Source organism: Desulfonatronovibrio magnus, from assembly GCF_000934755.1.
GTDB classification, from domain to species: Bacteria; Desulfobacterota; Desulfovibrionia; order Desulfovibrionales; family Desulfonatronovibrionaceae; genus Desulfonatronovibrio; species Desulfonatronovibrio magnus.
The window spans coordinates 1-17,684 of the sequence record NZ_JYNP01000036.1; the positions used below are offsets into that span (position 1 = coordinate 1).

The following is a 17,684-nucleotide window of genomic DNA, read 5'->3' on the forward strand; positions in this document are numbered from 1 at the left end:
CTGTGCCAGGCGTAAAGCTCTCATCTTTGACGGAACTTTTCTGGCAATTGAGAATCAATCATATGTAAAAATCGTAAGAATAAGAAAATTGTAAGCGTCTGATTTTATTAGCAAAACGATTCTGGTTACTTGTAAGCTCCTCACCTGGGCGGACCAGGGGCCGAACGTGTGAGTAACTAAAAAATCAGCCTTAACACGTTACAGATTGCCGCGCTCGAAGACTCGCTCGCAATGACACCTGAGCTGTCAGGGATGTAATTGATGAAAACCTGTCACCCACGAGTGAGCCTAAGCGACCGAAGCAATCTGTACGGCAAAACCATAATACTTTGAATTTATTGCGTATTTGGTTTTAGTTACTTAGAAGAAACATTCAAAATTCAACACCCACTTGAGATGTTAAGCATGTAACTCAACATATTTCTGCAGCCTGTCCATGCCTGTTTTGATGTTCTCTAATGAATTGGCGTAGGAAAACCGTAAATAGCCTTCAGCGCCCTGACCAAAATCAATGCCTGGAGCTACGCCAACCCCGGCTTTATCTAAAATGTCAAAAGCCAGCTCATAAGAATTATCTGAAAGAAATGAAGCATTGGCAAGGATGTAAAAGGCTCCAGTAGGTTCAATGGTGATGCCGAAGCCCATATCTTCGAGCCTGCTCAGCATGTATTCTCTTCTGTCATTATAAATGGTTTTCATACGGGCAACGTCCTGGTCAGCCTCCTTAAGGGCTGCAATCCCGGCCCATTGGGCAACAGAATTGGCAGAAATGAAAAAGTTCTGGTGAACTATCTGCAATGTTCTCACAAAAGGTTGAGGAGCTATCAGGTAACCCAGTCTCCAGCCAGTCATGGCATACAGTTTGGAAAAGCCATTAAGTACAAACACTTCGTCGGAAAATTCAAGGGCAGTGTGCTCATTGCCTTTATAAACAAGGCCGTGGTATATTTCATCAGAGATAACATAAGGCCCAAGTCTGCATAAGCTGGCAAGGGTTTCAGGTGGTGTGAGGTTTCCTGTGGGATTGGCCGGAGAATTGATGAAAATGCCTTTGGTACGTTCAGTTAGATGTTTTTGAACAAGTTCGGCAGTCAGTTGGAATCCATTTTCCTGACTGACCCTCACTCGAACGGGGGTTCCTCCAGCAAAACATATAAAACTGGGATAACAGGCGTAATGGGGATCAGAGATAATTACTTCATCTTGTGGATGCAGCAGTGCTGAAAAGAGCATGAACATGGCAGGTGATGTGCCCGAGGTTACGATGATCCTTCCTGGATCAATATCGACATTGTATGTTTTGGCGTAGTGCTCGCTAATGGTCTGCCTGAGCTCAAGAATCCCCAGGCTGTGAGTATAATGTGTTTCTCCTTGCTCCATGGCCTTGACTGCTGCTTTTTTTACGCATTCCGGTGTGTCAAAATCAGGTTCACCGATTTCCAGATGAATGATTTTAGAGCCACTTTTTTCCATTTCCCGTGCCTTTTCCAGTATTTCCATAACATAGAAAGGTTTTAGAGCTGAGCATCTTTTTGAGATCATGTTTTTTTCCTGTTGTCAGTTGTTATTTCATGTTCCATGGTATTCAGTATGTTCCGTGGCATGGCCTCATGCCTCGCACGGGCTTTTTTTCATGCAGAGGTCTGAAAAAGCACATTTTGCCAATTTTATAAACCACCCTGTTTAAGACTTGTGACTTGTGCCGGCAAAGGATATGAGAACTGCTTGCTGCTAAACAGCGATATTGACTATATTATATAAGGATCTGTCAAGGATAGCATTGAGTATTGCGTAATGCTTTCTGCGATTTTCCAGGAAGACTCATTCACAACCGGCAAAAATAGATTCGTCAAACATCAAAACTACAAAATAAACATAATTTTTTAACAAGGATGAGGAATTGTTATGAGTAATGAGCCAAATAAAATTATTTATTCCATGGTCAAGGTCAGCAAGTTTTATGATAAAAAACCGATTTTAAAGGACATTTCTCTATCATATTTTTATGGGGCCAAGATTGGTGTTCTCGGTATGAACGGATCAGGTAAAAGCTCTCTTTTAAAAATTCTGGCAGGAGTAGATCAGGATTTTCAGGGTGAAACCATTCTTTCTCCAGGATATTCCATTGGTTATCTGGAGCAGGAACCTCTGGCCAATGAAAAGCGCACTGTCAGAGAAGTCGTGGAGGAAGGTGCCGCAGAAACCGTGGCCCTGCTCAAGGAGTTTGAGGAAATTAACTTAAAATTCGCTGAACCCATGAGCGATGATGAAATGAACAAGCTTATTGAACGTCAGGGCGAAGTACAGGAAAAGTTGGACGCCGCAGAAGCGTGGGATCTCGAGTCAAGACTGGAAATGGCCATGGATGCCCTGCGATGCCCGCCCTCTGATATGACTCTCGACAAAGTTTCCGGCGGGGAAAGAAGAAGGGTGGCCTTATGCCGTCTGCTGCTGCAACAGCCTGATATTCTGCTGCTAGATGAGCCCACCAACCATCTTGATGCTGAAACAGTGGCCTGGCTTGAACACCATTTACAACAGTATCCAGGTACCATCATCGCAGTAACTCATGATCGTTATTTTCTGGATAATGTGGCAGGCTGGATCCTGGAGCTGGATCGCGGCAGGGGAATACCCTGGAAAGGTAATTATTCTTCCTGGCTGGATCAAAAGAAAGAACGACTGCGCAGAGAGGAAAAATCAGAAAGCGACAGACAAAGAACTCTGGAACGTGAACTTGAGTGGATCAGAATGTCACCACGTGGCAGGCATGCCAAGAGTAAAGCCAGGATAGGGGCTTATGAGCAGATGCTCAACCAGGACACCGAGAAACAGCAAAAGGAGCTTGAGATATTTATCCCCCCTGGACCACGTCTGGGCAGTAAGGTTATTGAGGCCCAAAACCTGACCAAAGCCTTTGAGGATCGGTTGCTCATAAGTGATATGCATTTTATTATTCCTCCAGGTGCCATAGTGGGCATAATTGGCCCCAATGGCGCTGGTAAAACCACCATGTTTCGCATGATTACCGGAGTGGAAAAGCCGGATGCCGGTGAGATTAACGTTGGTGAATCCGTAAGGCTGGCTCATGTTGACCAGCACCGTGATGATCTTGAGGGAGACAAAACTGTTTTTGAAGTTATCAGCGACGGACATGATATGATCAAAATGGCTGGCAAAGAGATCAATGCCCGGGCTTATCTTGGCAGATTCAATATTACAGGCGGAGATCAGCAGAAAAAGGTCAGTGTGCTTTCCGGTGGAGAAAGAAACAGGGTGCAACTGGCCAGAATGCTCAAACAGGAGGCAAATGTTCTGCTGCTGGATGAACCAACCAATGATCTTGATGTAAACACCATGCGAGCCTTGGAGGAAGGGTTGCTGAACTTTGCCGGATGTGTTCTGGTCATCAGCCATGATCGCTGGTTTCTTGACCGCATTGCTACTCACATTATGGCCTTTGAAGGCAACAGCGAGGTTCTGTTTTTTGACGGCAACTTCACAGAATATGAAGAGGATAGAAAGAAAAGGCTGGGCAAAGAGGCGGAAATACCCAAAAGAATCAGGTATCGTAAACTGGTCAGATAATAGTTCTGACAAACAGATGTTTTTTGATATCCGGGTGTTGAGCGCATAAAAAAGCATTTACACCGGAATTGACCTGGGAGGTTTTCTGGCCATTCAGGTTCTCTAAGCTGTACTGCCCGGCACGGATGACCGGGCGGTGCAGCCCTGGCAGTATAATTTCTATATCGTCAGTAGAATTCCACTTATCTTTGATCTGTAACAGCCATTTATGGTCTCCTAAACGCTCAATGACTCTTGCCAGAATTTTTTTGCTTCTGTGGGCTGCTTTCTGATGTGTGGTGTATATTTTTTTTTTGTAAAGAAAGAAGCCAGATCCAAGAGGTCTGGTGCTGATGTATCCAAGCTCACTTAAATATAATGCGGGCCTGAACTGTTTTTTAAAGAAATCGTCAATAGCTGTACGGTATATATCCGCAACCATGGCAATATAAGAAACGCTTTTGGTTCTTCCTTCAATTTTTAAAGAGTGAAGCCTGTTTCTGATCATCCAGGGAATGAACTTAACAAGGCACAGATCTTCAGCGCTGAAAATCTTTGAAAAGCCAGGTCCCTGCTTAACAGTCCAGACAGGGTATCCAGGCCTGGTTTTTTCTTCGAGATCAACTGGATGGGGCCGGTAATCATACCTGCAGGGATGGGCACAAAGGCCCTGGTTTGCTGATCTTTTATTGAGATGTGCGCTTAAAAAGCATCTTCCGGATACAGCCATGCACATTGCTCCGTGCACAAACATTTCCAGTTCCATTTGTGAACAATTTTTTAAAATGGCATTTATGTCTTTGATACTTAATTCCCTGGACAAATTTACTCTTTTGACACCTTGCTCCTGCCAGAAACTTATTGAAGGCAGGTTGCAGGTGTTGGCCTGGGTGCTGAGGTGCAAAGGTATATCTTTGTTTCTTTTTCTGATGAGATTGAGTACCCCTGGATCAGCAACTATAAGCGCATCAAAACTCATGGAGAGTATATAGTCTAAGAGTTTTTCTACCTTGGGAATATCTTTTTGCAAAGGAAGTGCGTTTAGGCAGAAGTAGGCTTTTGCTCCGGCAGAGTGGGCTTTTTCAATGCTTAGATGTAATTCTTCATTTGAAAAACCTTTGGCCTTGGACCGGAGATTGAGTTCTGAACCGCCAAGGTAAACAGCATCTGCCCCGTATGCGAGGGCTGTCTCGAGGCGTTCCATATCTCCTGCAGGACAAAGTAACTCAGGCTGTGCAAGCAGGGATGAGTTCAGGTCCAAAGTCCCTGCTCCATTCTTTTGTTTTTCATGTCCTGAACAATGGAGTATGGCATGTTCAGTTTGCCTTTTCCTTTGCCGAGACTGATGTCGGGTTTGATGGATCCATGAAAGTCAGAACCTCCACTTGGCAGAAGGTCGAGTTCCTGACAAATTTTCAGGTATGTTCGGGTTTGTTCAGCAAAATGCTCAGGATAAAAGACCTCCATTCCGTCCAGTCCCATTTCCTTGAGGTTGAGAAGTTCTTTTCTCAGGCCCTCTGGAGAGAGTTTTAGAGAAAAAGGATGGGCAAGGATCACGGTTGCCTGTTCGTTTTTGAGCATGGCAATTGCCTTTTCAGGGCTGAATTTTTCTTTTGGAACATAAGCTGCTCCGCCAGGTCCGATATATTTGTCAAAAGCCTCCTGGATGTTTGAAATTATTCCCTTATTCATGAGTACCCTTGAAATATGAGGTCTGCCCATGGCCGCATCTCCGGCCAGTTGTTTAACTTCCTCGAAACTGATGTCCACACCAGTTTCCTGCAGCTTGCTGATCATAATGTTGTTGCGATTGTTTCTTTTGGCTCTAAGCTCTCGCAGGGCGCTGGAGAGCACAGGAGCATCAGGTGTTACCCAAAGGCCAATAATGTGCATGAGGCCTGGATACTCAACGCTTAGTTCGCAACCTGGAATAACTTCAATGTCCAGATCTTTTCCAGCCTCCATGGCCTGAGCCAGGCCGTCAGTTGTGTCATGATCCGTCAAAGCAATGGCTTTAAGCCCTTTGTTTTTGGCGTGTCTAACCAGCTCAAAGGGAGTGTATGTGCCGTCAGAGGCGGTTGAATGAGCATGCAGGTCTATCTGGGACATAATAATCCTCGAGTGCAATAGTTAATTTACAGTATCAATATCAGGCGGACTATGCCAGCAAGTTAGTGCTTGCAAAGCAGAATAATGTTTGCAATGAAGAAAATGCAGTTTAAGACATGAGTGGCCTGCCTTATATCTTTTTTTGTGAGTCTTCATGTTTCATGGTGGAAATTCTTATGCCGGAAAAAAACGCTCCCATTGGAAACAGTCCCAAAGTCGAGCGACCTGTCACTATACACTGTCACCCATTTTTTTGTTTTCTGTGACAGGATTTAAGCGGTAAGTTTCCAAGGCGCTTAAATGATGCATACAATAAAATTTACTGACAGGGAGGCTGCGAGTGGCGGGTAAATTCAGTTTTGAGGTTACTTAAACCTGTAAGTTATTCTGCCACGAGTGAGGTCATAGGGTGAAAGTTCTACTTTGACCCGGTCCCCCGGTAAGATGCGAATATAGAATTTTCTCATTTTACCTGAAATATGTCCCAACACTTCGTGCCCATTGTCTAACTTTACTTTGAACATGGCATTGGGCAGAGCCTCTTCGACTATGCCTTCCACCTCAATAGCTTCTTCTTTGGCCATAATAACTCCTTGAGTATTTTTAATTTAAGATGCAATAAACTGGTAAGCTTCATCTGCAGAGACACCCGGTATTACATTTTTAATTATCATGTTGTGCTCCTGGCAGATTTGTTACGCTCCCACTGTTAATCCTACAATTATTATGATGATGAGGCGGTCTTGTCAAGAATCTGTGTATATTCGATGAAATCCTGAGCACAGCCAGATGAAATGGTAAATTACTAAATTATTATGTTTAAACAACTACCTTGAGCAAGCTATATGCGGGACATTCCGCGTTCCTGAAAAAGGGGATCATAAGCTGTTGATAAGCATTGCGGGATGTGGTATCTTATGAGATGGTAACAAACACCCCTGTTGAGGGATTATTATCTGTAAAGATTATTAATTATTCCTATCTGTTTAGCGCTTTTAAGGAAAGCAGGGGACAGGCACTCCGGGACCCACTTGAACATCATTTTGTGCTTAAAATATCTTATTTTTTTGGACAAGTGGGTCCCGGAAGAGCCAGTCCCCCTCCGGGCTGTATGCCTCCGGGCAGGAAGCCGTGCCACATGCAAATGGCTATACTGTTACCAATTATTCAATAACACTTAAACCATGAGTCGCAAATCAGCGCATTTTGAAAGGAGAACCGAACAAAATGGACTCAACTAAAATCAATCTTTTAGAAAAGGATATGCCCAGACAATGGTACAATGTATTGCCTGATCTGACTGATCCTTTGGCACCCCCTCTTGATCCAGGTACCAACCAACCTCTGGCTCCGGAAAAATTGGAGGCAATTTTTCCCAACTCCCTGATTGAACAGGAAATGTCCATGCAACGTTGGATTGATATTCCTGAACCTGTGCTCGATATATATAAACTATTTCGTCCCTCTCCTCTGGTAAGAGCCAGGCGGCTTGAACAGGCCATAGGAACAAAGGCCAGGATTTACTACAAAGATGAATCCGTTTCCCCTGCTGGTTCTCACAAGCCCAACACAGCAATTGCTCAGGCATATTACAACAAGATAGAAGGGGTTAAAAGGCTCAGTACGGAAACAGGTGCCGGACAATGGGGTACAGCCTTGTCTTTTGCCTGCAAAATGTTTGATATGCAGTGTACTGTATATATGGTCAGGTGCAGCTATGACCAGAAACCTTATCGGGGTATAATCATTCGATCATACGGGGGTGAGGTATTTCCCTCTCCATCGGATAAAACCGCCATTGGCAGGCAGGTGCTGGAAAAAGATCCTGATTCAGGAGGCAGTTTAGGGCTGGCCATATCTGAGGCTGTAGAAGATGCTGCTGCCAATGAAGATACCAAATATGCTCTGGGCAGTGTTTTGAACCATGTTATTCTGCATCAGACCATTACCGGGCTTGAGGTAAAGAAGCAATTGGATATTGCTGGAGAAAAGCCGGATATCCTGGTTGGTTGCGTTGGGGGAGGCAGTAACTTTGGAGGGCTTGTTCTGCCCTATATGCCTGAAAAAATGCAGGGTGAGAACATAAGGTTTGTAGCTGTAGAACCCCATGCCTGCCCTACATTGACCAAAGGACGTTTTACCTATGATTTTGGCGATATGGCCCAGAAAACGCCTCTTCTGAAGATGTATACTCTGGGGCATGCCTATTTTCCGCCTCCGATTCATGCTGGAGGTCTGCGTTATCATGGAGAATCGCCTATTGTTTCTCATATCGCCAAGCACGGCTACGCCGAAGCCAGGGCGTATTATCAGAATGAAGTTTTTGATGCAGCCAGACTTTTTATGCAGACTGAAGGTTTTGTACCGGCGCCTGAAACGTCGCATGCTATCAAAGCCACCATTGATTTGGCCAAGGAAGCTGATCCAGGACAGGTGATTGTTTTTCTTTACTCTGGTCATGGGCTGCTGGATCTCGGCTCTTATGACGCCTATCTGCGAGGTGATCTGCTTGATAAGGCATTTACAGATGAAGAAATTGAAGAAGCCCTGAAGACTTGTCCCAGTGTCGGGTTTTGACGAATTGTTTAAAGCATTTTAAAGGAGATATGAAATGATAGACTTATTCAAAAAAGGTCTTTTCACCGGGCTGGGCCTGGTGATTGTCACTGCGGAAGAGATAGAAAAGAAAATACATACCCTTGTGGACAAAGGCAAATTAAGCGCTGAAGAAGGTGAAAACATTATCAAGGAGTTTCTTCAGAAAAGTGAAGCGCAGCAGAATCAGGTTCAGGAGTGGATTAATAAAAGTTTGAACTCTGCTATGGAATCTTTTGATATTGCCCGTAAAGAAAACGTAGAAGATCTTGAAGCCAGGGTTTCCAGCCTGGAAGACCGTGTTTCCGCCCTGGAGACTCTTCGACTGGAAGATGATAAGAAACGGACTGATATATAGAACTGCAGCGACACTTTGTTTTAGTTAATGCCTCGGCCACCGGGGACAATCATTATGAAACCCACTTGAGCAACAACTGTTGTTTTAAAAGTCTGATTTTGGCGGCAGGTGGATCCCGGAAGAGCCCGCCCCATTGCCAAATGCAATGGGGCTAAACTCTTACGAACAATTGATGCCAAAGGGGTGGTTGAAGCTACCCACTGGAAAACTTAATGGATATTAAATCAATAGCTCACATAGGTCGATTTCGAGAAATTATTGCAAAGCTTATCAAGTATGGATTTGATGATATAGTTGATCGATTGGAAATACCGGGCAGAAAGTATCTGGAAAAAATTCATGTGCATGACACCCATCTCAATACCTGGGAAAGGATGCGCATGGTTCTCGAAGAGCTCGGACCTACCTTTATAAAATGTGGTCAGATTCTATCGCAAAGGGCTGATCTTCTTCCCCCCGAACTTTTGCACGAATTGCGCAAGCTCCAGGATGATGTACCTGCTGAAGAATTCTCACGGATCAAAGATGTGGTGGAAAAGAGCTTTAAACAGCCATTGGACAGTATTTTCTCAGAGTTTAATGTAGAGCCCATAGCTGCTGCTTCACTGGCTCAGGTTCACAGAGCCAGGCTGCTGAGTAATGGCCAGGAAGTGGCTGTCAAGATTCAACGTCCTGAAATTGAAGAGATTATCAAGAATGACATGGATATACTTGAAAAGATAGCCATGCGTCTTGATGGGCGTTTAGAATCTTTTAAGGTTTACAACCTGCCCCAGCTGGTTCAGAGAATAAGAAAGCTCATGCTGCAGGAATTAAACTTTGTTCGTGAGATGCGCACCATGCAGGTTGTGAGAAGTACCCTCAAGGATGAGCCTGGTGTCATGGTACCTGAAACATTTCCTGATTACTGCAACCATCATGTGATAACTATGGAACTGGCTCGGGGCAGTAAAATGAAAGATGTTGATTTTGCTTCCCTGAAAAACAGGGCGACCCTTGCAAAAAGAGGTTTGTCCCTGAGTTTACGTCAGGTTCTGGATCATGGTTTTTTTCATGCTGACCCTCACCCTGGCAATTTTCTTATTGATGAGGATGAAAACCTTATTTTGCTGGACTGGGGCATGGTGGGCAGACTAACTGACAAGGTCCGTTTTGAGCTTATCGATCTTGTAAGCGCTGTGGTGGAAAATGATGTAGAGATTATCACAGATATTTTGCTGGGATTTACAATGGGCAAGGAAAATGTCAATCGTGATGTGCTGCAAAATGAGGTTCTGGAAGTAATCAGTCTTTTCACAAGGATGCCGATTAAAGAGGTTAACCTTGGGCAGTTGCTGCTGGAACTTACTTCTATTTTACGCACTCATGGACGAATTTTGACTACAGATCTGTCCATAATGATTAAAGCTCTGATAACGGCTGAAGGTACTGCCCGCACTCTTTATCCGGATTTGGATGTAATAAAGGAAGCTGAACCTCTGGTGCACAAACTCAGCAAAAGCAGGTTCAGCGCATCAAACATGCTGAAGATGATCCATAGAAATATCAGACATATTTTTAGATTTCAGCATGAATTTCCAAGGCAGGCTCTTGGTATTGTCAGTAAGCTGGACAAAGGGGATCTGGCCATTCGTTTTCGTCATGAGAACCTGGAGGACATGCAGTCCACACTGGAAAGGATTGTTAACCGTCTTGTGGTAGGTATAGTTACCGGTGCTTTGTTTCTTGGTTCCAGCATGGTCATACTCGCAGATACCGGTCCCAAACTTTGGGGTTATCCCACCCTTGGAGTGATAGGATATATAATTGGTCTTTTCTTAAGTCTGCGCCTGGTCATGGCCATGATCAGATCCCGGCGTAAATGACAAAAGCGTGTCAATTAAGATGCAGGTGGGTCCCGGAAAAGCCAGTCCCAATTCCACATCCAAGGTCTAACCCATTACGATTTTTGGAGGAGAAAAAGTGTCAAAAGTAATTATTTTTGGTAAAAGCTCATGACCTTATACTCGAAAGGCCCGTGAGGCCAGGAAAGTTCATGATTATGTTGATGTAGTCAAAAATCCAGAGCAATTAGATCAAATGCTAGAATATTCAAAAGGAAAGCGCAGAGTACCGCTCATTGTTGAAGATGGCAAAGTTACCATAGGTTTTGGCGGATCATGAGGGGTATAGTTGTCCGGCAGGGTGCCGGATTTCAAATATTTTGAGGAACGGATAATGCCCTTTTTAAGAGTGCTTTACTGGCTTAACGCTTATTTTTAAAGATATGTTCCAATCTGCTGAGCAGTTCCTGAATGTCATTATTGCTGGTCATTCTGCCCCATGAAAAACGAATAGTGCCAAGGCCGTAATGGGTCGGAACCTTCATGGCCTGGAGTACTGAACTCATGTGGACGGAGTTTCCATGGCAGGCTGCGCCAGCAGAAGCAGATATTTCCATGGCAATCATGTCGGATAAAATATCACCGGCTCTAAATCCTCCAAAGCCTATGGACAAGGTGTTGGGAAGTCTAAGGGCCTTTTCACTGTGAACCATGAAGTCAATTCCCAGGCTATTGAGTCCTTGCAGCAGGATCTTCCCCAGATTTTTCTGTCTGCTGATTTCTTTATGCAGGTCATGATCAGCCAGTTCACAAGCCCGTCCAAGACCTGCGATATAGGGCACATTTTCAGTGCCTGGTCTGATGCTGTTTTGCTGTCCGCCCCCGAAAAACATGGGATTCAATAATTCTGGGTTTTTAACGTACAAGACACCTATTCCTTTGGGAGCATACATTTTATGACCCGCAACAGTCAAAAAATCTACTCCTGTGGTGTCTGTATTTACAGGTATTTTACCAACTGCCTGTGCAGCGTCAGTGTGCAGCAGCACATCCATAGGGCGGGTATAGGCTCCCAACTCTGCAACAGGTTGAATGGCACCTGTTTCATTGTTGGCCAGCATAATGCTTACCAGCTTAGTAGCAGGGGTGATCATACTGACAACCTCCAGGGGATCGATGAGGCCCTTGCTGTTAACAGGTGCTGTCTTAACGATTACGCCCTGGCTGGATAATTGTTGTGCTGGAGCCATAATTGAAGGATGTTCCACTGCTGAAATAATCAGCTCATCACCGGGTTCGAGAAGCCCGAATAATACCAGGTTGTTGGATTCTGTAGCGCATGATGTGAAAATGATCTGTTCTTGCGCAGCATTAATTAGTCCTGCAACCTGACTGACAGCCTTTGCAATGGCTTTGCAGGCGTTGACTCCATGCATATGGGCACAGCCGGGATTACCGAATGCATCGGTGAAATAAGGATTTATGGCTCTCACAACTTCATGGTGTACCGGGGTTGTGGCATTATAATCAAAGTATAGTTTTTTCATGATAAGTCCTTACAGCTGTACCCATTCACAGCACACATCTACAGTGTTTTTTTGAATGGATACTTTTCATGTTGAGCAAACAGCAAAAAATAATTAAGGCAGAACAGGGTATTTGCCGTCCCCCTGTTTACGTTAAAAGGGGCTAAACTATTACAAAAAATCAAGGTGAACTAATGAAAGGGTACTACAGACTTACTGATGAAGCGCTCGTTGCTGGAGTTACCGCAGGTATTGCTGACAAGACAAAGTTGAACAGGGTAGCCCTGAGAATATTTTTTTTCATGTTGTTTGTGCTGATTAATTTTATTCCCGGAGCTGGTATGGGCATTTCCATTCTGCCCCTGCTCATCTATACTGTGGCATGGATGGCCCTGCCTGCAAAAGAGCAGGATCTGAGTCCTCAGGAAATAAGCAAGAAAATTGAAAGTCGCAAGTCGTTTTACAACTATGCCATGCTTGGAGTTACAGGTAACCTTGTTCCCTTCATTGCCATGGGTCTTTTATATCAGGACCAGCTTTTACTTGTTTTATTTACAGTTCCCACCTTTTTGCTTTTACTTCCTGCTACCATGTTTATTATCATGGGCATTGTTAAAGCTGGCTGAAAAAAATTTACCTGTATTTTCTGGCCAGCCTGTTTTCCAATTTGCCTATCAGTCTTGAGCAGGTGAATGTCAGGGTAAAATACAGCAAAGTGATGGTTATCCAGATTTCAAATGTTTTATATGTAGCAGCCATAAGTTCCATGCCTTGAAATGTAAGTTCCTGAATGGAAATAATAGAAACAATTGCTGAATCTTTGATGGTGGAAATGAATTGCCCGGCGAGAGGGGGCAAGGTGCGTTGAAAGGCCTGGGGCAGGATGACCATTGTCAGTTGCTGTCTGCGGTTGAAACCAAGAGCTGCGGAAGATTCCCACTGTCCTTTGGGTATGGAATTGATGCCCCCACGAACTATTTCCGCAATATAAGCTGCTTCATATATGGCCAGAGTGATTACTGCAGACAGGAAAGACTGAAATTGACCTGCTGGTGCAAACAGAAAGCTGAGGATGCTCTGGGTCGTTTCGGATCTGTTGCGGAAAAATTCCTCAACGCCAATGGCGGGCATGACCAGGTCACTGACAAAAAAGTAAAAAATAAATACCAGTACTAATGGTGGAATATTGCGTATTACTTGTACGTAACTGAAACCTATGAGCTTTTGCAGCAGGTTGCTGCTGGTTCTGAAGAGACCGATTAAGGTTCCAAGAATGATGGCCAGTAGTGTTGCCCAAATGCTCAGGCGAATGGTGGTGAAAAACCCCCTGGCAAGCATTCCAGGCACCCATGACTCAGTGTTGTGATCATAGCGATATATGTATTGAAGAATAAAGGACCATTCCCAATTGTACTCCAACCCTTTTACAATACGAATATAAATGATGGTTCCTGCGGTTAGAAGACTGATAATCACAACCGCATCTAAGATAGTCAGCTTGGGTCTATTGGATAACAAACTTAAATCCTGTAATTTTTCAGCATGTGAATAATGTAGCCTTGCAGCTTAAAGTTTGATAATTGAAGAAGCACGCACTATACATCGTATTGCAATGATTTTTCAATAAGTGCTCTGGCCTTCTGGGTAAGCAGAGAAATTTCAGGCTTGGATATCTGATCATCAGCACCCACTGATTCCCCCTTATGCCTGAGGCGCTCACTTATGAGAGAAGAAAATAGAATGACTGGCAGATGATTTAAGGCAGGGTCGGTTTTAATTCTTTTTGTCAAATTAAACCCGTCAACAACAGGCATTTCTATGTCAGAGATAACAATCTGCAACATTGAAGATACTGGCTGGTTTTTCTCAGCAGCCATGGCCTTAAGCTTTTCAATATAGTCCAGTGCTTCCTGTCCATTTTTTGTCTTGATTACCTTGAATCCGGCCTTTTCCAGAAGGTCTCCGATCATGTTCCTTATTATTGTGGAATCATCTGCAATAAGAGCGGTAAACTCACGACTGGTTTTCCAGTCAATATCTTCATCCAGCTTTAAACCTGCATCAGGATTGAGCTCGGCTATTATTTTTTCCAGATCAATGAGAAAGACTATCCTGTCTTCAATCTTGACCACCCCTGTTATACTGTTGGAACTGTAACGGTCAGTATACTGATCAGGTGCTTCTATCTGTTCCCAGCTTAAACGGTGTATTCTGGTTACCCCGGAAACCAGAAAGCCGTTGATAAGCTTGTTAAACTCCGTGATAATAACTTTTTCAGTGTCCTTGTCAGGCCTGTTTTTGCTAAGCCAGACTGACAGATCTACCAGAGGAATGATTCGAGAGCGTTGGTTGAAAGCACCAAGAATGCACGGATGGGAGAGGTTGGGCATACCTGTAACTGCTGGTCTGTGAATAATCCGCAGAACTTTGGATACATTGACACCATAGTACCCTTTGTACTCCTGTCCATTACTGAGAGTCTCCGTCAGGTAAAACTCAACTATTTCAAGTTCATTGGTCCCTGATTCCAATAGAATCCGTGACTGCGTCATGGGTATGCTCCGTTATGTTGTTGAGAAATATTTGTATACATGTAGCATAATATAAGAAAATTTGAACACCGGCATGACCAATAAGGTCTAATAACCTAATGCGGGCTGTGCCCATAACCCAATTTAAACAAGAATATTTAAGTTTGGGCGATAACCTTACTTTTCAGGCTGAAGGCTGAAGGCTGAAGAATAAGGAGCTTGGGCATCATTGCTCTTTCAAGGTTAAATAAATTTCGTATCTGTTTAGCGCTTTTAAGGAAAGCAGGGGACAGGCACTCCGGGACCCACTTGAACATCATTTTGTGCTTAAAATATCTCATTTTTTGGGACAAGTGGGTCCCGGAAGAGCCAGTCCCCCTCCGGGCTGTATGCCTCCGGGCAGGAAGCCATGCCACATGCAAAGCGCTAAACAGATACTAAATTTCTTGTTTTTTTCTAAGGGTTGAAACGGTAAGTTACTAACCTCCAGCTTTACAATACTTGCTTCAATTGGGTTGCAGGAAAAACCCGTTTAGTTTTTTTGAAACGTTTAATGCCCCTACATTTTCTTGCACATCAATGGAGCATAGCTTTAAGTTTATGATAAACCTTGTTGATTGTATCATCAGGAGTTGAAGCACCTGCAGTCAATCCAATGCATGAAAAACCATGAATCATTTCTGGCGATAACTCTTCTTCAGTTTCAATATGTATACAGACTGGACAGTACTCTGAAGCCACTTTGCACAGTCTGCGTGTATTGCCGCTGGTCCTTCCTCCGACAACAAGCATGCAGTTCACCTGCGCGGCAATTTCAATGGTCTCTACCTGTCTGTTCTTTGTGGCATCACATATGGTATCCATAAAAAGAAGATCAGGATCCAGATCCGACTTGAGATACTCAGCCATTAATTGAAACTGCTCTCTGTCTTGAGTTGTTTGCGCAGCAAGGCAATAGTGGCGTCCTGATGTAAGCTTGATATCCTTTAGTTGTTCAAAATCTTCGAACAGGTGAGCGGTTGTATTGGCATAGCTCAGAAGTCCCTTGACCTCAGGGTGTTCTGGTTCGCCATAAAGCAGGAGGCAATCAGTATTTCTGGAATTTTTACTGATAAGGATTTGTGCCTTTTTAACTTTTGGGCAAGTGGCGTCAATGATATGAATATCTTTTTGATTGAGTTTAGATTCAATTTCTAATGGAATGCCATGAGCTCTGATGAGAACAATATCTCCTTTAGATGGTTCACTCCAGTCATGGGTAATTTGTACGCCCCTGCCTTGGTAATGGGCTAGTACCTGGGGATTATGTATTATGGGCCCAAAGGTGAAGATTCTGCGAATATCTATTTCCTGAAGAGCTTTATCAAGTTTAGCCAGAGCAAGGCTGACTCCCATACAGAATCCAGCGCTTTCAGCAAGGAGTATTTTGGCGCTCATGTATTTCTCCTGTAATGACCTCTTGAATTTCATCCCAATTGCGGCAGGCAATTATTTTTTTGCGAATTTCCTTTGAGCCGGGGATTTCTCGTATCATTCTCGGTAATACAGTTCTCATTTTTAAAACAGCTTTATGTGATGGATAGTAAGTTCTGTAAAAAGAAACTGTATTCAAGCATATTTCCCGGATAAATTCCACATTAAATTCAGGACTTGTCATTTTTCTTCTCAGCATCAGGTATTGAAGAAATATGGCAGGATTGTTCAAGGCTCCCCTGGCAAACATGATATTGTCCACATTGGTTTCAGCAATGCATCTTATGGCATCCTGGGCAGTAAACAGGTCTCCGCTGGCTATAATGGGAATGGGTGTGGAGTCTTTAAGGGTTTTGAGATATTTCCAGGCGGCCTTGCCGGAAAAGAGCTGGGTGGCTGTTCTCGGATGAAGAGTTATCCAGCCGATGCCGGAATACTTCAGTTTTTCTGCAATATTCAGATATGTCAGGCAATCGTGGCTCCAGCCCAGTCTGAACTTAATTCCACATTGTTTATGCCCTGCACCCTCAGCCATGGCGTAGAAAATTTCCACCAGCAAGTCTGGATTACGCATGAGTGCAGCGCCTGCTCCGGTTTTGGTAACCTTGCGCACCGAGCATCCGCAATTTAAATCAAAATATTTATACCCTTCCTGAACAAGGATGAGTGTTGCCTTGTAAATTACTTCCGGCTCGTTGCCATATAACTGAACGACAAGTGGTGAGTCTTCAGGACAAGTCCGTAAAAGGGAAAGTGTGTTGGCGGTTTTGTAGATGAGTCCTTTGGCGCTGATCATTTCAGTGAAAGCTGCTGCACTGCCATACTGTCGACAAAGCAGGCGAAAGGGGAGATCAGAAAATCCGGCTAGGGGGGCAAGCCATGGTTTATCGGGCGTGATTGGCATAAAGGGCAGGGATGCAGCATGGGCTTTTAAATCAGACAATAATGCTCAACCCCTTGCTGCCTTCAGAACTCAGGTCTATTTCACGCATAACTATTTCAGGATAAACACTTTCAATGAGTAAATGAAGTCTTTGACCCCGAAAGTAATCTTTCAGTACCCAGGCCATTAGACGCAGATCGTCCACAAGGACCCAGGCCAGCTTAGGCGCATCATACTCAAGAATGATTCCAGGTACAACTTCACCGACCCTGTATTTTGCGCGGAATTTTCTGACTCTGGGGTTATCGAGAGACAGATAGGCGGATTCATTTTGAGTTTTTTTATCAAAGATGCGCATGATTATGTTTAGTGTCCATCAATAATTAGTTCAATTTCATCGCGGGATAAACCTGTTGATTTGACAAGTTCGTCTATGGATCTGCCATTGCGGTATCCAGAGACAATGACATTTTTCATAAAATCAGGAGATTTGGTGTACTTGTCTGCCTGCCTTATGAGTCTTGTAAGCTCACGTACTCTCTGATCCATCTTGGATTCGAGGTTGATGAGCTCTTTTTGTCTTTTTTCAAAGGTTGAAACAAGTTCTTTTTCAAGCTGAGCATTAAATTCTAATTTTTCAAGAAAACTTTTCTGATTGTTTTTCAGATCGGCCAGGAGTTTTTCAGACTTTCTAAGTCGATAAAAGAAAATAAATACCAAGACCAGCAGAATTATTTCGATACCGCTTATTACAATAATGATCCATTGAAAAAAAGTCATGGCGAGTAGTTACACATATTTTTAAAATTTAGTAATTGT

At 43.7% G+C, this 17,684-nt stretch carries 17 protein-coding genes; 6 read left to right on the plus strand and 11 right to left on the minus strand.

The window, feature by feature from the left end; all coding sequences use genetic code 11:
* Nucleotides 1-399: 399 nt before the first annotated feature.
* Nucleotides 400-1,542, minus strand: coding sequence for a pyridoxal phosphate-dependent aminotransferase (locus LZ23_RS04670; RefSeq protein ID WP_045212025.1), 1,143 nt, complete (start codon nucleotides 1,540-1,542; stop codon nucleotides 400-402).
* Nucleotides 1,543-1,905: 363 nt separating this feature from the next.
* Between LZ23_RS04670 and ettA the strand changes: the two genes are divergently transcribed.
* Nucleotides 1,906-3,588, plus strand: a complete 1,683-nt coding sequence (gene ettA, locus LZ23_RS04675) for an energy-dependent translational throttle protein EttA (protein WP_045212026.1) — start codon at nucleotides 1,906-1,908, stop codon at nucleotides 3,586-3,588.
* Here the strand turns inward: ettA and LZ23_RS04680 are convergent.
* The 3 genes from LZ23_RS04680 to infA all read right to left on the minus strand — a co-directional run bounded on the left by LZ23_RS04680 (nucleotide 3,581) and on the right by infA (nucleotide 6,260).
* Complete coding sequence (locus tag LZ23_RS04680) at nucleotides 3,581-4,771, minus strand: peptidase U32 family protein (RefSeq protein ID WP_045212116.1); 1,191 nt, start codon at nucleotides 4,769-4,771, stop codon at nucleotides 3,581-3,583. The genes ettA and LZ23_RS04680 overlap by 8 nt on opposite strands.
* 47 nt (nucleotides 4,772-4,818) lie before the next feature.
* Nucleotides 4,819-5,676: a PHP domain-containing protein gene (locus LZ23_RS04685; protein WP_045212028.1), complete on the minus strand. Its 858-nt coding sequence runs from the start codon at nucleotides 5,674-5,676 to the stop codon at nucleotides 4,819-4,821.
* Nucleotides 5,677-6,041: 365 nt separating this feature from the next.
* On the minus strand, nucleotides 6,042-6,260 hold the full coding sequence (gene infA, locus LZ23_RS04690; RefSeq protein WP_045212030.1) for a translation initiation factor IF-1: 219 nt from the start codon (nucleotides 6,258-6,260) through the stop codon (nucleotides 6,042-6,044).
* A gap of 643 nt (nucleotides 6,261-6,903) precedes the next feature.
* Here infA and LZ23_RS04700 point away from each other — a divergent pair.
* From LZ23_RS04700 to uxx1, 4 genes are all read left to right on the plus strand, one after another.
* A complete protein-coding gene (locus LZ23_RS04700; RefSeq protein ID WP_045212033.1) occupies nucleotides 6,904-8,253 on the plus strand; it encodes a TrpB-like pyridoxal phosphate-dependent enzyme in 1,350 nt (449 codons plus the stop codon).
* Between the two features lie 34 nt (nucleotides 8,254-8,287).
* Nucleotides 8,288-8,629, plus strand: a complete 342-nt coding sequence (locus tag LZ23_RS04705; RefSeq protein ID WP_045212035.1) for a phasin family protein — start codon at nucleotides 8,288-8,290, stop codon at nucleotides 8,627-8,629.
* A gap of 212 nt (nucleotides 8,630-8,841) precedes the next feature.
* The gene (locus tag LZ23_RS04710) at nucleotides 8,842-10,494 is read left to right on the plus strand and encodes an ABC1 kinase family protein (RefSeq protein WP_045212037.1); all 1,653 of its coding nucleotides are present in this window, start codon (nucleotides 8,842-8,844) and stop codon (nucleotides 10,492-10,494) included.
* A gap of 97 nt (nucleotides 10,495-10,591) precedes the next feature.
* Nucleotides 10,592-10,792 carry a UXX-star selenoprotein family 1 gene (uxx1, locus tag LZ23_RS25290; RefSeq protein WP_084590893.1) on the plus strand — a complete coding sequence of 67 codons (201 nt, stop codon included), beginning with the start codon at nucleotides 10,592-10,594 and terminating at the stop codon, nucleotides 10,790-10,792.
* 82 nt (nucleotides 10,793-10,874) lie between these two features.
* Here the strand turns inward: uxx1 and LZ23_RS04715 are convergent, their stop codons facing one another.
* Nucleotides 10,875-11,999 (minus strand): cysteine desulfurase family protein, encoded by a 1,125-nt coding sequence (locus LZ23_RS04715; RefSeq protein ID WP_045212039.1) that lies wholly within the window; start codon nucleotides 11,997-11,999, stop codon nucleotides 10,875-10,877.
* A gap of 173 nt (nucleotides 12,000-12,172) precedes the next feature.
* On the opposite strand from LZ23_RS04715, the gene LZ23_RS04720 reads away from it, so the two are divergent.
* Nucleotides 12,173-12,604, plus strand: coding sequence for a PspC domain-containing protein (locus tag LZ23_RS04720; protein WP_045212041.1), 432 nt, complete (start codon nucleotides 12,173-12,175; stop codon nucleotides 12,602-12,604).
* Nucleotides 12,605-12,611: 7 nt separating this feature from the next.
* Here LZ23_RS04720 and LZ23_RS04725 read toward each other — a convergent pair whose 3' ends face one another.
* The 6 genes from LZ23_RS04725 to LZ23_RS04750 all read right to left on the minus strand — a co-directional run bounded on the left by LZ23_RS04725 (nucleotide 12,612) and on the right by LZ23_RS04750 (nucleotide 17,645).
* Nucleotides 12,612-13,496 (minus strand): amino acid ABC transporter permease, encoded by an 885-nt coding sequence (locus LZ23_RS04725; RefSeq protein ID WP_045212043.1) that lies wholly within the window; start codon nucleotides 13,494-13,496, stop codon nucleotides 12,612-12,614.
* 77 nt (nucleotides 13,497-13,573) lie between these two features.
* On the minus strand, nucleotides 13,574-14,530 hold the full coding sequence (locus LZ23_RS04730) for a chemotaxis protein (protein WP_045212044.1): 957 nt from the start codon (nucleotides 14,528-14,530) through the stop codon (nucleotides 13,574-13,576).
* A 555-nt stretch (nucleotides 14,531-15,085) separates the two neighbouring features.
* Nucleotides 15,086-15,946 (minus strand): 4-hydroxy-3-methylbut-2-enyl diphosphate reductase, encoded by an 861-nt coding sequence (gene ispH, locus LZ23_RS04735; RefSeq protein WP_045212046.1) that lies wholly within the window; start codon nucleotides 15,944-15,946, stop codon nucleotides 15,086-15,088.
* Nucleotides 15,921-16,886, minus strand: a complete 966-nt coding sequence (locus LZ23_RS04740; protein ID WP_045212117.1) for a tRNA dihydrouridine synthase — start codon at nucleotides 16,884-16,886, stop codon at nucleotides 15,921-15,923. The genes ispH and LZ23_RS04740 overlap by 26 nt, the downstream gene beginning before the upstream one ends.
* A gap of 31 nt (nucleotides 16,887-16,917) precedes the next feature.
* Nucleotides 16,918-17,223 carry a hypothetical protein gene (locus tag LZ23_RS04745; RefSeq protein ID WP_045212047.1) on the minus strand — a complete coding sequence of 102 codons (306 nt, stop codon included), beginning with the start codon at nucleotides 17,221-17,223 and terminating at the stop codon, nucleotides 16,918-16,920.
* Nucleotides 17,224-17,231: 8 nt separating this feature from the next.
* Complete coding sequence (locus LZ23_RS04750; protein ID WP_045212049.1) at nucleotides 17,232-17,645, minus strand: hypothetical protein; 414 nt, start codon at nucleotides 17,643-17,645, stop codon at nucleotides 17,232-17,234.
* Nucleotides 17,646-17,684 lie beyond the last annotated feature (39 nt).

Coding starts and splice junctions, on each gene's coding strand:
- LZ23_RS04670 (WP_045212025.1), bottom strand. CDS start 1,542: ATGATCTCAAAAAGATGCTCAGCTCTAAAACCTTTCTATGTTATGGAA.
- ettA (WP_045212026.1), top strand. CDS start 1,906: ATGAGTAATGAGCCAAATAAAATTATTTATTCCATGGTCAAGGTCAGC.
- LZ23_RS04680 (WP_045212116.1), bottom strand. CDS start 4,771: ATGGAACGCCTCGAGACAGCCCTCGCATACGGGGCAGATGCTGTTTAC.
- LZ23_RS04685 (WP_045212028.1), bottom strand. CDS start 5,676: ATGTCCCAGATAGACCTGCATGCTCATTCAACCGCCTCTGACGGCACA.
- infA (WP_045212030.1), bottom strand. CDS start 6,260: ATGGCCAAAGAAGAAGCTATTGAGGTGGAAGGCATAGTCGAAGAGGCT.
- LZ23_RS04700 (WP_045212033.1), top strand. CDS start 6,904: ATGGACTCAACTAAAATCAATCTTTTAGAAAAGGATATGCCCAGACAA.
- LZ23_RS04705 (WP_045212035.1), top strand. CDS start 8,288: ATGATAGACTTATTCAAAAAAGGTCTTTTCACCGGGCTGGGCCTGGTG.
- LZ23_RS04710 (WP_045212037.1), top strand. CDS start 8,842: ATGGATATTAAATCAATAGCTCACATAGGTCGATTTCGAGAAATTATT.
- LZ23_RS04715 (WP_045212039.1), bottom strand. CDS start 11,999: ATGAAAAAACTATACTTTGATTATAATGCCACAACCCCGGTACACCAT.
- LZ23_RS04720 (WP_045212041.1), top strand. CDS start 12,173: ATGAAAGGGTACTACAGACTTACTGATGAAGCGCTCGTTGCTGGAGTT.
- LZ23_RS04730 (WP_045212044.1), bottom strand. CDS start 14,530: ATGACGCAGTCACGGATTCTATTGGAATCAGGGACCAATGAACTTGAA.
- ispH (WP_045212046.1), bottom strand. CDS start 15,946: ATGAGCGCCAAAATACTCCTTGCTGAAAGCGCTGGATTCTGTATGGGA.
- LZ23_RS04740 (WP_045212117.1), bottom strand. CDS start 16,886: ATGCCAATCACGCCCGATAAACCATGGCTTGCCCCCCTAGCCGGATTT.
- LZ23_RS04745 (WP_045212047.1), bottom strand. CDS start 17,223: ATGCGCATCTTTGATAAAAAAACTCAAAATGAATCCGCCTATCTGTCT.
- LZ23_RS04750 (WP_045212049.1), bottom strand. CDS start 17,645: ATGACTTTTTTTCAATGGATCATTATTGTAATAAGCGGTATCGAAATA.